This is a genomic window from Streptomyces sp. NPDC087215, from assembly GCF_044744885.1.
Lineage (GTDB): Bacteria > Actinomycetota > Actinomycetes > Streptomycetales > Streptomycetaceae > Streptomyces.
The window spans coordinates 17390-32249 of sequence record NZ_JBIUZD010000004.1 but is presented as its reverse complement, the minus strand read 5'-3'; the positions used below and the strand labels follow the sequence as shown (position 1 = coordinate 32249).

Annotated in this window: 15 protein-coding genes; 8 read left to right on the top strand and 7 right to left on the bottom strand. The window is 73.1% G+C overall.

Annotated elements, in window-relative coordinates; translation table 11 throughout:
* Positions 1-76 precede the first annotated feature (76 nt).
* Genes ACIO92_RS12925 through afsQ1 form a run of 3 tightly spaced genes read right to left on the bottom strand, consistent with a single transcriptional unit; the run spans position 77 to position 2954 of the window.
* Positions 77-754: a hypothetical protein gene (locus tag ACIO92_RS12925; RefSeq protein WP_401242733.1), complete on the bottom strand. Its 678-nt coding sequence runs from the start codon at positions 752-754 to the stop codon at positions 77-79.
* Entirely contained in the window at positions 751-2280 is a 1530-nt protein-coding gene (locus ACIO92_RS12920) for a HAMP domain-containing sensor histidine kinase (protein ID WP_366445553.1), read from the bottom strand. Before ACIO92_RS12920 ends, ACIO92_RS12925 begins: the two co-directional genes overlap by 4 nt.
* The gene (afsQ1, locus tag ACIO92_RS12915) at positions 2277-2954 is read right to left on the bottom strand and encodes a two-component system response regulator AfsQ1 (RefSeq protein ID WP_017239746.1); all 678 of its coding nucleotides are present in this window, start codon (positions 2952-2954) and stop codon (positions 2277-2279) included. The genes ACIO92_RS12920 and afsQ1 overlap by 4 nt, the downstream gene beginning before the upstream one ends.
* A gap of 172 nt (positions 2955-3126) precedes the next feature.
* On the opposite strand from afsQ1, the gene ACIO92_RS12910 reads away from it, so the two are divergent.
* On the top strand, positions 3127-3849 hold the full coding sequence (locus ACIO92_RS12910; protein WP_351787983.1) for a SigE family RNA polymerase sigma factor: 723 nt from the start codon (positions 3127-3129) through the stop codon (positions 3847-3849).
* Positions 3850-4116: 267 nt separating this feature from the next.
* On the opposite strand, the gene ACIO92_RS12905 is transcribed toward ACIO92_RS12910, so the two are convergent.
* Complete coding sequence (locus ACIO92_RS12905) at positions 4117-4812, bottom strand: ATP-binding protein (RefSeq protein ID WP_366445554.1); 696 nt, start codon at positions 4810-4812, stop codon at positions 4117-4119.
* A 52-nt stretch (positions 4813-4864) separates the two neighbouring features.
* On the opposite strand from ACIO92_RS12905, the gene ACIO92_RS12900 reads away from it, so the two are divergent.
* On the top strand, positions 4865-5263 hold the full coding sequence (locus ACIO92_RS12900) for a hypothetical protein (RefSeq protein WP_366445555.1): 399 nt from the start codon (positions 4865-4867) through the stop codon (positions 5261-5263).
* 102 nt (positions 5264-5365) lie between these two features.
* On the opposite strand, the gene ACIO92_RS12895 is transcribed toward ACIO92_RS12900, so the two are convergent.
* From ACIO92_RS12895 to deoC, 3 genes are read right to left on the bottom strand one after another with little or no spacing between them, the layout of a single operon-like run.
* Complete coding sequence (locus ACIO92_RS12895; RefSeq protein ID WP_366445556.1) at positions 5366-6262, bottom strand: aldehyde dehydrogenase family protein; 897 nt, start codon at positions 6260-6262, stop codon at positions 5366-5368.
* A complete protein-coding gene (locus ACIO92_RS12890; protein ID WP_402281239.1) occupies positions 6255-7691 on the bottom strand; it encodes an aldehyde dehydrogenase family protein in 1437 nt (478 codons plus the stop codon). The genes ACIO92_RS12895 and ACIO92_RS12890 overlap by 8 nt, the downstream gene beginning before the upstream one ends.
* Before the next feature lie 5 nt (positions 7692-7696).
* Complete coding sequence (deoC, locus tag ACIO92_RS12885; RefSeq protein ID WP_366445558.1) at positions 7697-8686, bottom strand: deoxyribose-phosphate aldolase; 990 nt, start codon at positions 8684-8686, stop codon at positions 7697-7699.
* A 261-nt stretch (positions 8687-8947) separates the two neighbouring features.
* On the opposite strand from deoC, the gene ACIO92_RS12880 reads away from it, so the two are divergent.
* From ACIO92_RS12880 to pstA, 6 genes are all read left to right on the top strand, one after another.
* Positions 8948-10201 (top strand): hypothetical protein, encoded by a 1254-nt coding sequence (locus tag ACIO92_RS12880; protein ID WP_402281237.1) that lies wholly within the window; start codon positions 8948-8950, stop codon positions 10199-10201.
* A gap of 377 nt (positions 10202-10578) precedes the next feature.
* On the top strand, positions 10579-11232 hold the full coding sequence (locus ACIO92_RS12875) for a class F sortase (RefSeq protein WP_401242721.1): 654 nt from the start codon (positions 10579-10581) through the stop codon (positions 11230-11232).
* A gap of 34 nt (positions 11233-11266) precedes the next feature.
* The gene (locus ACIO92_RS12870; protein ID WP_402056445.1) at positions 11267-11947 is read left to right on the top strand and encodes a PH domain-containing protein; all 681 of its coding nucleotides are present in this window, start codon (positions 11267-11269) and stop codon (positions 11945-11947) included.
* Positions 11948-12089: 142 nt separating this feature from the next.
* Positions 12090-12461: a DUF1508 domain-containing protein gene (locus ACIO92_RS12865; protein ID WP_366445562.1), complete on the top strand. Its 372-nt coding sequence runs from the start codon at positions 12090-12092 to the stop codon at positions 12459-12461.
* A gap of 78 nt (positions 12462-12539) precedes the next feature.
* Positions 12540-13583: a phosphate ABC transporter permease subunit PstC gene (gene pstC / locus ACIO92_RS12860; RefSeq protein WP_351788000.1), complete on the top strand. Its 1044-nt coding sequence runs from the start codon at positions 12540-12542 to the stop codon at positions 13581-13583.
* A gap of 24 nt (positions 13584-13607) precedes the next feature.
* Positions 13608-14858, top strand: a complete 1251-nt coding sequence (pstA, locus tag ACIO92_RS12855) for a phosphate ABC transporter permease PstA (RefSeq protein WP_402281234.1) — start codon at positions 13608-13610, stop codon at positions 14856-14858.
* Positions 14859-14860: the final 2 nt, after the last annotated feature.

Sequence of the window (14860 nt, the reverse complement as noted above, 5' to 3'; positions counted from 1 at the left end):
CACCGTCCGCCCCACCGTCCGCCCCACAGGCCGTCCGGCCACGTGCCCGTACGGCCCCGGGGGTGGGCGCGGTCGTTCAGCCCGTCGTCGGGACGGGGCTCGTCGGGGCGGGGCTCGCCGGGGTCGGGGCGGGCGTCACCGGCGGGGCCGTCGGCGGGGACGACTCCGGGCGCTCGCGCAGCTCCGTGGTGCAGCGGTAGCGCTTCGGCGGGTACGGCCCAGGGCCGCCCAGCAGGGCCGTGTGGTCGCCCGCGCCCGCCGAGCTCTCCGCGAAGGTGCACACGAGCTGCGACAGGGCCGTCGGCGTCAGGTCCTCCGGCTGGCGGCTCAGCCGCAGGGTGCCCGCCGGATCGCTGCCGCCCCCGCCGTCCACGGACAGCGGGCCCCGTACCGCCGTCGTGAACCCGGCCGCCCGCTCGCTCTCCGACGGCTCGGCGAGCAGTTGCGCCAGCAGCCCCCGGGCCATCCGGACCAGGTCCCCGCCCGCCTTCTCCTCCGGCAGCGGCGACCGCCGGTCCACCATCTCCAGCTGGGAGCCGCAGACCAGGAACACCCGGACCGGCACGCCCTGGACGGTGCCGCCCGTCGCCGAGTCCCCCGGCACGCTGCACGGCACCCGGGAGGGGGCCGCGCCCGCGTCGACCGGGACCGAGGTGGTCCTGATCCCGCAGCCGGTGACGAGCGCGGCGACCGCGACCGCGACCGCGGCCAGGGCCCCCGCCGTGCCCGTACGTCCGGAAGTACGGCGCCTCACGCTTCCTCCACCTCGCCCTGGCCGCTGCGGGTCCGCACCTCGCGCGTGATGTCCGAGGCGTCCAGCGGGAGCCGCAGCACGAAGACCGCCCCGTCCACCGTCCCGTCCTCGCCGACCGAGTTGGACGCGGTGATCGAACCGCCGTGGATCAGCGCGTTCTCCATGGCGATGGAGAGACCGAGCCCGCTGCCCTCGGACCGGGGCCGGGACGCGCTCGCCTTGTAGAAGCGGTCGAAGACGTGCGGCAGCACCTCCTCGGGGATGCCGGGCCCGTGGTCGCGGACCGCGATGACCAGCTCGTCCTCCTCGGTGCGCACCGAGACGCGGACCGGGGAACCGCCGTGCTTCAGCGCGTTGCCGATCAGGTTGGCCAGGATCACGTCGAGGCGGCGCGGGTCGAGCGGCACGACGATCCCGCGCTCGGCGTCCAGGTCCACCGCGTCGAGCCAGGCGCGGGCGTCGATGCAGGCGGTGATCTGGTCGGCGATGTCGACGGGGTCGAGGACCAGGCGGGCGGTCCCCGCGTCGAAGCGGGTCACCTCCATCAGGTTCTCCACCAGGTCGTTGAGGCGCCGGGTCTCGCTGACCACGAGCGCCACCGCGGGGGCGATCATCGGGTCGAGGGAGTCCTGCTCGTCCTCCAGGACCTCGGTGACGGCGGTCAGCGCGGTCAGCGGGGTGCGCAGCTCGTGCGACATGTCGGCGACGAACCGCCGGGAGGACTCCTCCCGCGCGCTCATGTCCGCGACCTTCTTCTGCAGGGACTCGGCCGCGCTGTTGAACGTACGGGTGAGATCGGAGAGTTCGTCCGCGCCGGTGACCCGCAGCCGGGTGTCGAGCTTGCCCTCGCCGAGCTGCCGGGCGGCCTCGCCGAGCCGGTGCACGGGCCGGAGCACGGTGGTCGCCGAGACCTGCGCGAGCAGCACGGAGCCGACCACGGCGAGCGCGGTGGCGATGCCCAGGGACCAGGCGAGCGAGTTCAGGTCGGCCTTCTCCGCCGCGAGCGACTTGAACATGTAGCCGGTGGGCCCGCCGCCGTCGACCCGCGCGCCGCCGACCAGGTACGGCGTGCCGCCCCGCTCGACGCGCTGCCAGAACAGGTGGTACGGGTACGGGTTGGCCTCCGTCACGGGCCGTTCGGTGCCCACCGCGTCCTGGAGCGCGCGCGGCACGTCGGCCAGGGTGAAGTCGTCCGGGTCGGAGGCGCCGACGATCGGCTTGCCCGTGTCCCGCTCGCCGAGCAGCAGCACCTGGTAGTCGGCGCTGCCGGTGGCCATCTGCTCGGCGGTCCGCCGCAGGTCGTCCTGGGTGGGCCGGAGCGGCAGCGTGGCCGCCCGGTTCTGCATCTCCTGACGGAAGTCGTTGAGCGCCCCGTCCTGGGTGCGGGTCAGCACCGCCTCGCGGTTGAGCCAGTACGCGATGCCGGAGGCGGCGACGGCGGCGCCGAGGGCGACCAGCGCGAAGACGACGACGAGCCGCAACCGCAGGCTGGAGAGCCGCAGCCGGGTGAGGATGCCTTTGCTCACGCAGGGACGTCCAGCCGGTAGCCGACTCCCCGCACGGTGCGGATGAGGGTCGGGGAGGACGGCACGTCCTCCACCTTGGCGCGCAGCCGCTGCACACAGGCGTCGACGAGCCGGGAGTCGCCCAGGTAGTCGTGCTCCCACACCAGCCGCAGCAACTGCTGCCGGGAGAGCGCCTGTCCGGGCCGCCGGCTCAGTTCGAGGAGCAGTCTCAGCTCGGTGGGGGTGAGCTGGAGGTCCTCGCCGTTCTTGGTGACCGTCATCGCGGAGCGGTCGATGACCAGCGAGCCGTACGTCGCCGAGTCGGTCGACTCCCGTTCGCCGCGCCGCAGGACGGCCCGGATGCGGGCGTCCAGGACCCGGCCCTGGACCGGCTTCACCACGTAGTCGTCGGCACCGGACTCCAGGCCCACGACGACGTCGATGTCGTCGCTGCGGGCGGTCAGCAGGATGATCGGCAACTGGTCGGTGCGGCGGATCCGCCGGCAGACCTCGAAGCCGTCGATGCCGGGCAGCATGACGTCGAGCACCACGAGGTCCGGCCGCTGCTCGCGCAGCAGCTGGAGGCCGTCCTCTCCGGTCGCGGCGGTGGCCACCCGGTGGCCCTGCCGTGACAGGGAGAGTTCGAGGGCCGTGCGGATGGCGTCGTCGTCCTCGATCAGCAACAGAAAAGGCACGGGCAGCATTCTGTCGTATTCGGCCGTCCGAGTTCGACCGCGGGGAGGCGCGCTTCCGCCCCGGGGGGCCTGTGACACGCCTGTGACAGTCGGCGGACAACGCCATGAAGTCCGCTCGGCAAGCTTCTGGACACACGGACCGAACAGCACTCCAACCGACGGGGGGGTCGAGATGACCGCACTGCAGGGCACCACCTCAGGCGCAGTGATCACGAGGCTCCACGACGTCGTGCGGAGCACCGAGAAGTCCGGCGCGGTGAACGGACGGGGGTGCGTTCGCAGCGTCGGGCGTCAGCGCAAGGCGCCGCACATGGTCGCCGTCGCTGACGGGGGAACGGCGTACGGGGAGGTCACGGGGGAACGCGTCAGCTGTTCGGAGGCCGAGTTCACGGCCTACGTCCAGGAGCGTCGTGCCTCCCTGTACGCCACCGCCTACCACCTGACCGGTGACCGCTTCGACGCGGAGGACCTGCTCCAGAGCGCGCTGTTCTCCACGTACCGCGCCTGGGAGCGGATCAGTGACAAGGCCGCGGTCGGCGGGTACCTCCGCCGGACCATGACCAATCTGCACATCAGCGCCTGGCGCCGCCGCAAGCTGAACGAGTACCCGACCGAGGAGCTGCCGGAGACGGTCGGCGAGTCGGACGCGATGCGCGGCACGGAGCTGCGCGCGGTGCTGTGGCAGGCCCTCGCCCGGCTGCCCGAGCTCCAGCGGACCATGCTGGTGCTGCGCTACTACGAGGGCCGGACCGATCCGGAGATCGCGGAGATCCTGGACATCAGTGTCGGCACGGTGAAGTCGAGCATCTGGCGGTCGCTGCGGCGGCTGCGCGAGGACGAGGTGCTCAGCTTCGGCCGTGACGAGGAGGAGTCCTTCGGCGAGCTGGTGGCCTGAAGGCGGGGGAACGGGGGAACGACCCCGGCGGCCACGGGGGATCGGGGCCGCCGGGAACACGGGGGAACCGTACGGGGGTACGGGGGAACGGCGCGGGTCGCACAAGTCAGGGGGGCTTGTACGGCCCGCGTCGTGCTGTGTCCGCGGGGCCCGGCCGGGCGGCTGTCCGGCCGGGCCCGCACGCGTCGGTGTCCGTCCATGCCCCGTGCGGTCCGTGTCCGGACGGGGCTCCACGGGTCGGTGTCCGGCCGGGGCCCCGGCGTGCGGCTAGCGCGTGGCCGGGGTGCGGTGGCGGCCCGCCGCGGCGGCGGCCAGCCTGCCCAGGGCCTCCGGCTTGGCGCAGGGGTGGGCGCCCAGGGCCGCCTGCCGGGCGACGATGGCCCGCTCGGCGCGCATCAGGCGCCAGCCCCGGCGCAGCAGGAACGGCACCGACTTGCGGCCCTCCCTGAGGTCGCGGGCGAGCCTGCGGCGGAAGGTCGTCGAGGGGCGTCCGCGCAGACAGAGCGCGTCGGCGAGGACGCCCAGGTCACGGCAGCGGGCCACGATCTCGGCGGCGAAGATGCCCTCCGCGACGAACAGCGGGGTCCGCTCGATGCCGAAGGTCTCGTGCCCCGTCCGGGAGCTGGTGGAGATGTCGTACACGGGGACGTCGGTCCGTCCCGTACGGCACAGTTCGACGATGGCGGCGACGGCGGCGTCCGCGTCCCAGGACAGCGGGGAGTCCCAGTCGATGTCCTCGCTTCCCCCGACGAGGGGGAGCGAGGGGTCGCCGGCCTCCTTGTAGAAGTCGTCGAGGCGCAGGACCGGGAGGCCGGTGACGGCGGCGAGGGACGACTTGCCGGAGCCGGAGGGGCCCGCGAGCAGGACGACACGGGTCGGGATCGGTAGGGAACTCACGGGACACCAGTGTGAACCATTCCCCCGTGCAGGGGACCCCCGAGGAAGGCCGTTGGTATCGAGCATCACACCTCAACTACTGTCGGTGTCCGCCCGATCACCCTTCGGAAGGAACATCATGGCGCGTCACGCAGCATCCCGGACCTCCCGCCGCAGCGCCCTGCTCAGGGCAGGGCTCGGTGTCACCGCGGTCGGTGCGGCGGTGTTCGGCGGGGGCGCGGCGGCTCAGGCGGCGGCCCCGCTGCCGCTGCCGGTCGACTCGCTGACCAGGACGGACGCCGTCGCGGCCGGAGAGGGCGCGCTCTCCGGTGTCGCCCACGGCGTGGCGCCGCTGACCCGGCTCCAGCTCGACCCGCTGGCCAACACCGGCGTGGACCCGCTGGCCAACGGCCTCGGCACCCAGGTCTCCGACTTCAAGCCGGTCGGCACGAACCTGGTGACCGACCACGTCACCAAGGGCGGCTCGGTCGAGGACCTGCCGGTCGCTGGCCCGCTGACCCAGGGGCTGCTGCCCTGACGCGTCGCGGCCCCGGGGGGCCCGGGGCCGCGACGGACGTGCTCCCGGCGCTCGGGCGCCTCTGGTGCGAGGAGCCCGCCCGCCGGTACGAGGAGTCGTCCTCTAGTACGAGGAGCCGCCCGCGCCCAGCGAACCCGTGGGGTGCCAGACGGTCTTCGTCTCCAGGAAGGCGGTCATGCGGTCCGTGCCGGGGGACGCGGTGAAGTCCTCGGTACGGGGGCGCAGGACCCGCTTCAGGTTGTCCGCCGCCGCGATCTCCAGGTCGCGGGCGAGGTCGCCGCCGGTCGCGCCCGTGAGGTCGATCGCGTTGACGTCCTGGTGGGCCGCGAGGTGCGGGCCCATCTCGGACGCCTTGCCGGACAGGATGTTCACGACACCGCCGGGCAGGTCGGAGGTGGCGAGCACCTCGCCCAGGGAGAGCGCCGGGAGCGGCGCCTTCTCCGAGGCGATGACCACGGCCGTGTTGCCCGTGGCGATCACCGGGGCGATCACCGAGACCAGGCCGAGGAACGACGAGTCCTGCGGGGCCACGACCGTGACGACACCGGTCGGCTCGGGCGAGGACAGGTTGAAGTACGGGCCCGCGACGGGGTTGGCGCCGCCCACGACCTGGGCGATCTTGTCGGTCCAGCCCGCGTACCAGATCCAGCGGTCGATCGCCGCGTCGACGACCGCCGCCGCCTTCGACTTCGACAGGCCCTCGGCCTCGCCGACCTCGCGGACGAACTGCTCGCGGCGGCCCTCCAGCATCTCGGCGACGCGGTAGAGGATCTGGCCCCTGTTGTACGCGGTCGCGCCCGACCAGCCGCCGAAGGCCTTGCGGGCGGCGACGACCGCGTCACGGGCGTCCTTGCGGGAGGAGAGCGGGGCGTTCGCCAGCCACTTGCCCTTCGAGTCCGTCACCTCGTACACCCGGCCGCTCTCGGAGCGGGGGAACTTGCCCCCGACGTACAGCTTGTAGGTCTTGAAGACGCTCAGACGGTTGGTCGACTCAGACATCGAGGTAGGCCTCCAGACCGTGACGGCCGCCTTCACGGCCGAAGCCCGACTCCTTGTAGCCGCCGAAGGGCGAGGTCGGGTCGAACTTGTTGAACGTGTTGGCCCAGACGACACCGGCGCGGAGCTTGTCGGCGACCGCGAGGATGCGGGAGCCCTTCTCCGACCAGATGCCCGCGGACAGGCCGTACTGGCTGTTGTTGGCCTTCGCGACGGCCTCGGCGGGCGTGCGGAAGGACAGCACCGACAGGACCGGGCCGAAGATCTCGTCCCGGGCCACGGTGTGCGCCTGGGTGACGTTCGTGAAGAGCGTCGGGGCGAACCAGTAGCCGGAGGAGGGGAGTTCGCAGGGGGCGGACCAGCGCTCGGCGCCCTCCGCCTCGCCCCGCTCCACCAGCGCGGTGATGCGGGCCAGCTGCTCGGCGGAGTTGATGGCGCCGATGTCGGTGTTCTTGTCCAGCGGGTCGCCCAGGCGCAGGGTGCTCAGGCGGCGCTTGAGCGCGTCGAGCAGCTCGTCCTGCACCGACTCCTGGACCAGGAGGCGCGAGCCCGCGCAGCAGACCTGGCCCTGGTTGAAGAAGATGCCGTTGACGATGCCCTCGACGGCCTGGTCGAGGGGGGCGTCGTCGAAGACGATGTTGGCGCCCTTGCCGCCCAGCTCCAGGGTGACCTTCTTGTCCGTACCGGCGACGGACCGGGCGATGGCCTTGCCGACGGCGGTCGAACCGGTGAAGGCGACCTTGTTCACGTCCGGGTGCCCGACCAGCGCGGCGCCCGTCTCCCCGTATCCGGGAAGGATGTTGACGACGCCCTTCGGCAGTCCCGCCTGGCGGCAGATGTCCGCGAAGAACAGGGCGGTCAGCGGGGTCGTCTCGGCGGGCTTCAGGACCACCGTGTTGCCCGTGGCCAGCGCCGGGGCGATCTTCCACGCCAGCATGAGCAGCGGGAAGTTCCACGGGATGACCTGACCGGCCACGCCCAGCGGCCCGGGGTTCGCCCCGTAGCCCGCGTGGTCGAGCTTGTCGGCCCAGCCCGCGTAGTAGAAGAAGTGCGCGGCGACCAGCGGGAGGTCCGCGTCGCGGGTCTCCTTGATCGGCTTGCCGTTGTCCAGGGTCTCCAGGACGGCCAGCTCGCGGCTGCGCTCCTGGATGATCCGGGCGATGCGGAAGAGGTACTTGGCGCGCTCGGCGCCGGGCAGCGCCGACCACTTCTCGAAGGCCTTGCGGGCGGCCCTCACCGCGCGGTCGACGTCCTCGGGGCCCGCCTGGGCGACCTCGGAGAGGACCTCCTCGGTGGAGGGGGAGACGGTCTTGAAGACCTTGCCGTCGGCCGCGTCGACGAACTCGCCGTCGATGAACAGGCCGTAGCCGGCCGCGATGTCGACGACGGACCGGGACTCCGGTGCCGGTGCGTACTCGAATGCAGATGCCATGTTGATCAGTCCACCGTCACGTAGTCGGGGCCGGAGTAGCGGCCGGTCGCCAGCTTCTGACGCTGCATCAGCAGGTCGTTGAGCAGGCTGGAGGCGCCGAAGCGGAACCAGTGGTTGTCCAGCCAGTCCTCGCCCACGGTCTCGTTCACGATGACCAGGAACTTGATCGCGTCCTTGGTGGTGCGGATGCCGCCCGCGGGCTTCACCCCGATCTGCACACCGGTCTGCGCCCGGAAGTCGCGCACCGCCTCCAGCATCAGCAGCGTGTTCGCCGGGGTGGCGTTCACCGCGACCTTGCCGGTCGACGTCTTGATGAAGTCCGCGCCCGCCATCATGCCGAGCCAGGAGGCGCGGCGGATGTTGTCGTACGTGGACAGCTCGCCGGTCTCGAAGATCACCTTGAGGCGGGCGCGGTCGCCGCACTCCGCCTTGACCGCGACGATCTGCTCGAAGACCTCCAGGTAGCGCCCGGCGAGGAACGCGCCCCGGTCGATGACCATGTCGATCTCGTCGGCGCCCGCGGCGATGGCGTCGGCCGTGTCGGCCAGCTTCACCGGGAGCGCGGCGCGGCCCGCCGGGAAGGCGGTGGCGACCGAGGCGACCTTGACGCCGGAGCCCGCGAGGACCTCCTTGGCGGTGGCCACCATGTCGGGGTAGACGCAGACGGCGGCGGTCGTCGGGGTCGCGCGGTCGGTCGGATCGGGGTGGACGGCCTTGGCGGCGAGCGCCCGGACCTTGCCCGGGGTGTCCGCGCCTTCGAGCGTCGTCAGGTCGATCATGGAAATGGCCAGGTCGATGGCGTACGCCTTGGCCGTGGTCTTGATCGAGCGGGTGCCGAGGGCGGCGGCGCGCGCCTCCAGGCCGACGGCGTCGACGCCGGGCAGCCCGTGGAGGAAGCGGCGCAGCGCACCGTCGGACGCGGTCACGTCGGCGAAGGGAGCACCTCCCGCGCCGGAGGCCGCGGGGGAGGGTGCTGCGGATGCAGTGGTGGGCATGGTCACCAGTCGAGCATATCTACGCGCGTAGCGGCCTGTACAGGGGACCGGGACGGCAGAGCCGGAGGTCACAGTCGGGGTGCTCCGCTGTGAGCGCTGTCACATGCCTGTGACATGGGGCGTACAGCTTCCGAATACATGATCAATAGATTTTCCTTCAGCAGCCGACCAGACCTCACCGGACATCCGGACATACGGACCGACCGAGAAAAAGCGGCATGAGGCTCTCCCATCCACCTGCCTGATCTTCCAGGAGTCGTTGTGCGCACCGCCCTTCGTACCGCCCTCGCCACCGCCCTCGTCGCGGGCGTCGCGATGGCCACCCCGGCCTTCGGCGCCGGAGCCGCCTTCGCCGCCGACGGCCCGGCCGCTGCGGCTCCGTCGGCCCTGGCCGCTTCGGCCGCCCGGCCTGCGGACGCGAAGCCGGCGGACGCGAAGCCCTCGGCCGGTACGAACACCGCGGGCAAGGCGTCGGCCGCCACGCCGACCGCCGCCCCGGCGGACCCGGCCGGGGGCGTCCTCGTCCGGACCGAGACCCTCCTCGGCGGCACCGTCGCCAAGATCTACAAGGTCGACGCGCTGCACCACCGCGCCGAGCTCACCCACCAGGGCAACCCGGTGGGCGTCGTGGACGCCAACACCCGGCCCGCCGCGGGCAACGACAACGGCGAGTTCTTCGTCCTCTTCGAGAACGGCACCACCTACAACTGGAACCGCGCCTACCTCCCCGGCGCCGCGCCCGGCCTGTACGAGCTCGCCGACGGCACCCGGCTCCAGCTCGCCGAGAAGGACGGCCGCTTCGGCCTCCAGCTGGTCGAGAACGGCAAGGGCCGCGGCTACACCTACCTCAACGGCCCCCGCCAGGTCTGGACGTACGGCAAGGCGATCGTGGTCCTGGAACAGGACGGCGGCTTCGCCGCGTACATCCCGGGCGGCGCCCGGCAGGCCGCCCCGCGCCCCGTCGAGAGCCCGGCGCCCGGCCCCGGCCCGGTCGTCACCGTCGGCGAGTGCGCGGTCCGGCAGGACGTCCCCTCGGTCTTCGCGCTGATGACCGTCACCCTCACCAACGACCTGGAGAAGGGCCCGAAGGCCGTCCTCAAGGACGAGGCGGGCAAGGCCGTCGTCACCGTCGACCGCGCCCACCCGGCCGACCGGGGCCAGGGCCTCACGATCAAGGGCGCGGACACGGCCGCCCCGCGGCTCGGCCAGCGCACCCAGGGCGGGGACACGCCCTACCGCTGGACCGCCTTCCCGAAGCTGCCCGAGGGCTGTGTGAAGAAGTCGGGCACGCCCGTCACCACGCCCACCACCGCCCCCGCCGGAAACACCGGCACCACCGTCAACACCGCCGGGCAGACCACCGTCGTCCCGAAGGGCGGCGTCGCGGCCGGTGCCGAGCTCGGCACCGCCGACGACTCCGGCGCGCTGCTCGCCACCGGCGCCGGTGCCGCCTCGCTCGCCGCGGCGGGCCTCGGCTTCGTCGTCCTGCGCCGCCGGGCCGCCGCCCGCGTCTGACGCCGACGCGGTCCGGCCGGGAACTCCGGGCCGCGCCGGGCCCGCCGGGCCGCTCGCGTGGTGCGCGCCGGGCCGCTCACGGCGCCGGTGCCGCACGCCGCCCTCGCGGCAGGCGCGTCACTTGCCGTACCTGTGGTGCCACCTGTGTCACCGGTGCCACTCGCGTCACCAGCGCCATGTGTGCCGCTGGCACCACTCGTCTTACCCGCACCACCAGCACCACTCGCACCACAGCACCACCCGCCTTACCCGCACCACCGGCGCCGCCCACCGGCGCCGCCCTCCGCTCCTCGACCCCGACCCGAGCAGGAGCACCACCCCGGACCGGCCCCGCGCACCGCGCGGGGCCGGTCGCGCACCCCGTCCGGAGCCCTCCCGTGAACAGCAGCCCCGCCCGCCCCCGTACGCGCACCGCTTCCGCCGTCCTCGTCGGCGCCCTCGCCGTCCTCACCGCGCTCACCGGATGCTCCGCCGGGCCGGGGCCCGCCGCCGTCACCCCGCCCGCGCGGATCTCCCCGGCGACCGCCGCCCCCGCCCCCGCGGCGAGCGTCCCGGCCGTGCGCCCGCTGGCCCGCTCCCTGCCCGTACGGGTGCGCGTCCCCGCCGCCGGGGTGGACACCGGACCCGTCCTGCCGCTGGGGCTCGCCGCCGACGGGACCGTCGAGGTGCCCTCGGTCGCCGACGCCGACCGGATCGGCTGGTACGACAAGGGCGTCACCCCCGGGCAGACCGGCCCCGCCGTCCTCATCGGGCACTTCGACACCGCCCGGGGCCCCGCCGTGCTGCGGAACGTCTCACGGGTCCGGGTCGGCGACGAGATCACCGTGGACCGCGCCGACGGCACCGCCGCGGTCTTCCGGATCAGGGAACTGGAGCAGGTCGGCAAGAACGCCTTCCCCACCGCCAAGGTGTACGGCGACACCCGGGGGCCCGAGCTGAGGCTCGTCACCTGCGGCGGCGAGCTGACCGGCGGGCACCGCCCGGACAACATCATTCTGTACGCGGACCTGGTGACCGCGCGGGCCGCCTGAGCCCCCGTCGTTCCGCTGAGGCAGAATCGGCGGCATGACGCCCCCCGAGCCGACCCCCGAGCCCCGCCCCGAGCCGAGCCGGGAGCCGAACCAGGAGAAGCCGTCCGACGCCTCCGCCGACCAGGTGTTCCGCTCGCCCCTCGGCATCGCGAGCGGGGTCTTCCTGCTGCTCCTCACCACCTTCTTCGCCGGTGACTCCATGATCCGCGGCGAGGGCCGGTCACCCTGGTTCGCGCTCGCCGGGCTCGTCCTCGTCGTTCCGCTGATCGTGGCGTTCACGATCCGGCCCGTCGTCCGCGCGAACGACGACCGGCTCCACATCCGCAACCCCTTCCGGTCGATCACCCTGCCCTGGGCGCAGGTCGCCGACGTCCGGGCCGGATACTCCAGCGAGGCCTTCGCCCGGGACGGCGCCAAATACCAGCTGTGGGCGGTGCCCGTCTCGCTGCGCCAGCGCAAGAAGGCCGCCCGCCGGGCCATGCGCGCCTCCCAGGACGACCCGCACGGGCGGACCTCCACCTCCGCCGACGTACGGGACCGGAGCGCGCGGACCGCGCCCACCGACCAGACCGTCGCCGATCTGCGCGAGATGGCCTCCCGGCACGCCGGTGCCCCCGGGGCGCGGGGCGAGGTCACGGTGCGCTGGGCGTACGAGATCATCGGCCCCGCCGTGGCCGGACTGCTGCTCCTGATCGTCCTGTTCTCGACGGGCTGACCGGTTCTCGCCCCCGAACCGGGGCCGTCGGTGTCCTAGGGGCAACGGCGCGGTGAAGCGTGCCACCGGGAAATGGTTTATCTCCCAACCGTCACGCGCGTCTCAATAGATTGCCCCTGCCGAGACTGTGGGGGTGGGGGCGATGACCAAGGACACCGGTGTGTCCGGAACGCGCTGTCTGGTCGACCTGGGGGCCGACGGACGCTACGGGTGGCGGCTCGTCGCCCAGAACGGAAGGGTCGTCGCGCGGTCGGGGGGCTGCTACGACGACCACGCCGGATGCCGGGCGGCCTTCGCCGCCCTGTGCGCCGGACACACCGCCCTGGCCGGCGGAGTGCAGCACACCCCGGGCGGCAACGGCTGGGTGTGGCTGCTGCGCGACGCCGAAGGCCGTACCGCCGCCCTCTCCGGACGCTCCTACGAGCGCCATTCCACCTGCCGCACCGCCTATGCGCGGTTCCGCGCGCTGATCGCCGAAGAAGGCCCCGGATGGGCCTCAACAGCCCTTCGGTGAACGAAAGTTGCCCCGCGCACGCCCCTCGTTCACATGGCGTGGCGGACGAGTCCACCCGGCGGGACTTACGTCCTCACCGTGACGACCGAGACCCTTGACCCACCGCACGGCAGACGGCCGTCCGGCAGCCCGGCGGAACCGCCGCCCGACACGCCGAGACGGCTGCACGCCGACCCCGGCCTTCCCGACCGGGTCTTCCGCACCGTCGCCCGCACCGGCGGCGGCCTCGTCCTCGCGGTCATGCTCCTCGTCGGCGGCTTCCTGCTCCACCGGGCCTGGCAGGCGCTCGACCGCGCCGGACCCTCCTTCCTCACCACCGAGAGCTGGGAACCCGACGGCGGTCGCTTCGGCATCGCCGCCGTCCTCCTCGGCACCGTCCTCATCGCCCTCGTCGCGATCACCGTGGCCGTGCCGCTCGCCACCGGAGCCGCGCTCTACATCTCCGAGTACGCCCCGCCCCGGCTGCGCCGCACCCTGATCTCCACCGTCGACCTGATGGCCGCCGTGCCCTCCGTCGTCTACGGACTGTGGGGCGTCTTCTGGCTGGAGGAATCGATCCTGCCGACCGCCCGCTGGATCGCCTCCTACCTGGGCTGGATCCCCTTCCTCCGGGTCGACGGCGCCGACCCCGACGACCCGCTCGCCCCGCCCACCGTCTACACCTCGTCGACCTTCGTCGCCGGACTCGTCGTCGCCATGATGGTCGCGCCGATCATCTGCTCGATCATGCGCGAGGTCTTCTCCCAGGCACCGGCCGGGGAACGCGAGGGCGCCTACGCGCTCGGCGCCACCCGCTGGGGCATGATCCGCAGCGTCGTCCTGCCCTTCGGCAAGGGCGGCATGATCGGCGGCACCATGCTCGGCCTCGGCCGCGCCCTCGGCGAGACCATCGCCGTCTACATGGTCATCTCGCAGGTCTTCACCATCCAGTGGCACGTCCTGCAGACCGGCACCAGCTCGGTGTCCTCCCTCATCGCCCTGCGCTACGGCGAAGCCACGCCCTTCGGCATGTCCGCCCTGATGGCGGCGGGCTTCGCCCTCTTCGTCATGACCCTGATCGTCAACTTCGCCGCCTCGTCCATCGTCGCCCGCAGCCGCTCCGGCGCCACCAGCGACGCGTAGCTCCCCAAGGGGGACCCCACCGACATGACCATCGCCCCGGAGCGGCCGGCCCTGCGCCCGCCCGCCGAGCAGGCCCCGCCACCCGGACCCGAACACCGGCGGACCACCGGCGGCGCCCGCGCCTCGGACGTCTACGCCGTGCTCGGCGCCGCCGCCGCCTCGCTCGCCCTGACCTGGCTGCTCTTCGCCCGCCTGCTGCCCTTCAGCGGCGCCGTCGGCTCCGTCCTCGTCGCGTACGTCCTCTTCCTCGCGCTCTACGCGCTGCTCGTCTCCTTCGACGAGGACGGGCCCGCCGTACGGGACCGGATCGCGGGCGCCGTCGTGCGCAGCTTCGGGCTGCTCCTCCTCGCCGTGCTCGTCTTCGTCGTCGCCTTCACGCTCTGGGAGGGCCGCGCGGCCCTCGTCCACCTCAACTTCTTCACCCAGGACATGAGCCTCGCGGGACCGCTCGAACCCCTCGACGTCGGCGGCGTCCTGCACGCCGTCGTCGGCACCCTCGAACAGGTCGGCATCGCGCTCGCGCTCACCGTGCCCACCGGCATCGTCTGCGCGGTCTTCCTCAACGAGGTGCCCGGCGCCTTCGCCCGTCTGGTCCGTACGATCGTCGAGGCCATGACGGCCCTGCCCTCGATCGTCGCGGGCCTCTTCGTCTACGCCACCGTCATCCTGGGCCTCGGCATGGAGCGCTCCGGCCTCGCCGCCTCGCTCGCCCTCTCCGTGATGATGCTGCCGATCATCATCCGCGCCTCCGACGTCGTCATCCGGCTGGTCCCCGGCACCCTGCGGGAGGCCTCGTACGCCATGGGGTCCTCGCGCTGGCGGACCGTCTGGCACGTCGTCCTGCCGACCGCCCGCTCCGGACTCACCACGGCCGTCATCCTCGGCACCGCGCGCGGGGTCGGGGAGACCTCTCCGGTGCTGCTCACCGCCGGGTTCACCGCCGAACTGAACGCCCTGCCGACCTCCGGCGCCCAGGTCTCCCTGCCGCTCGCCACCTTCGAGCTGGTCAAGTCACCCGAACCGAACATGATCGCCCGCGGTTTCGGCACCGCCGCCGTCCTCATGCTGCTCGTGCTGCTGCTCTTCGTCCTCGCCCGGATCGCGGGCGGACGGGGCCCCGGACAGCTGACGAAGCGCCAGGAGCGCCGCCGGGCCCTCGCGTCCCGGCGGGACGCCGCCCGCCAGGACGCCGCCAGGAGCGGCGCGGGGGCCTTCGCCGCCGGGCCGTCCGCCGCCCGTCCGGACCGATCCGCAGAACCGAGGAGCACGCAGTGAGA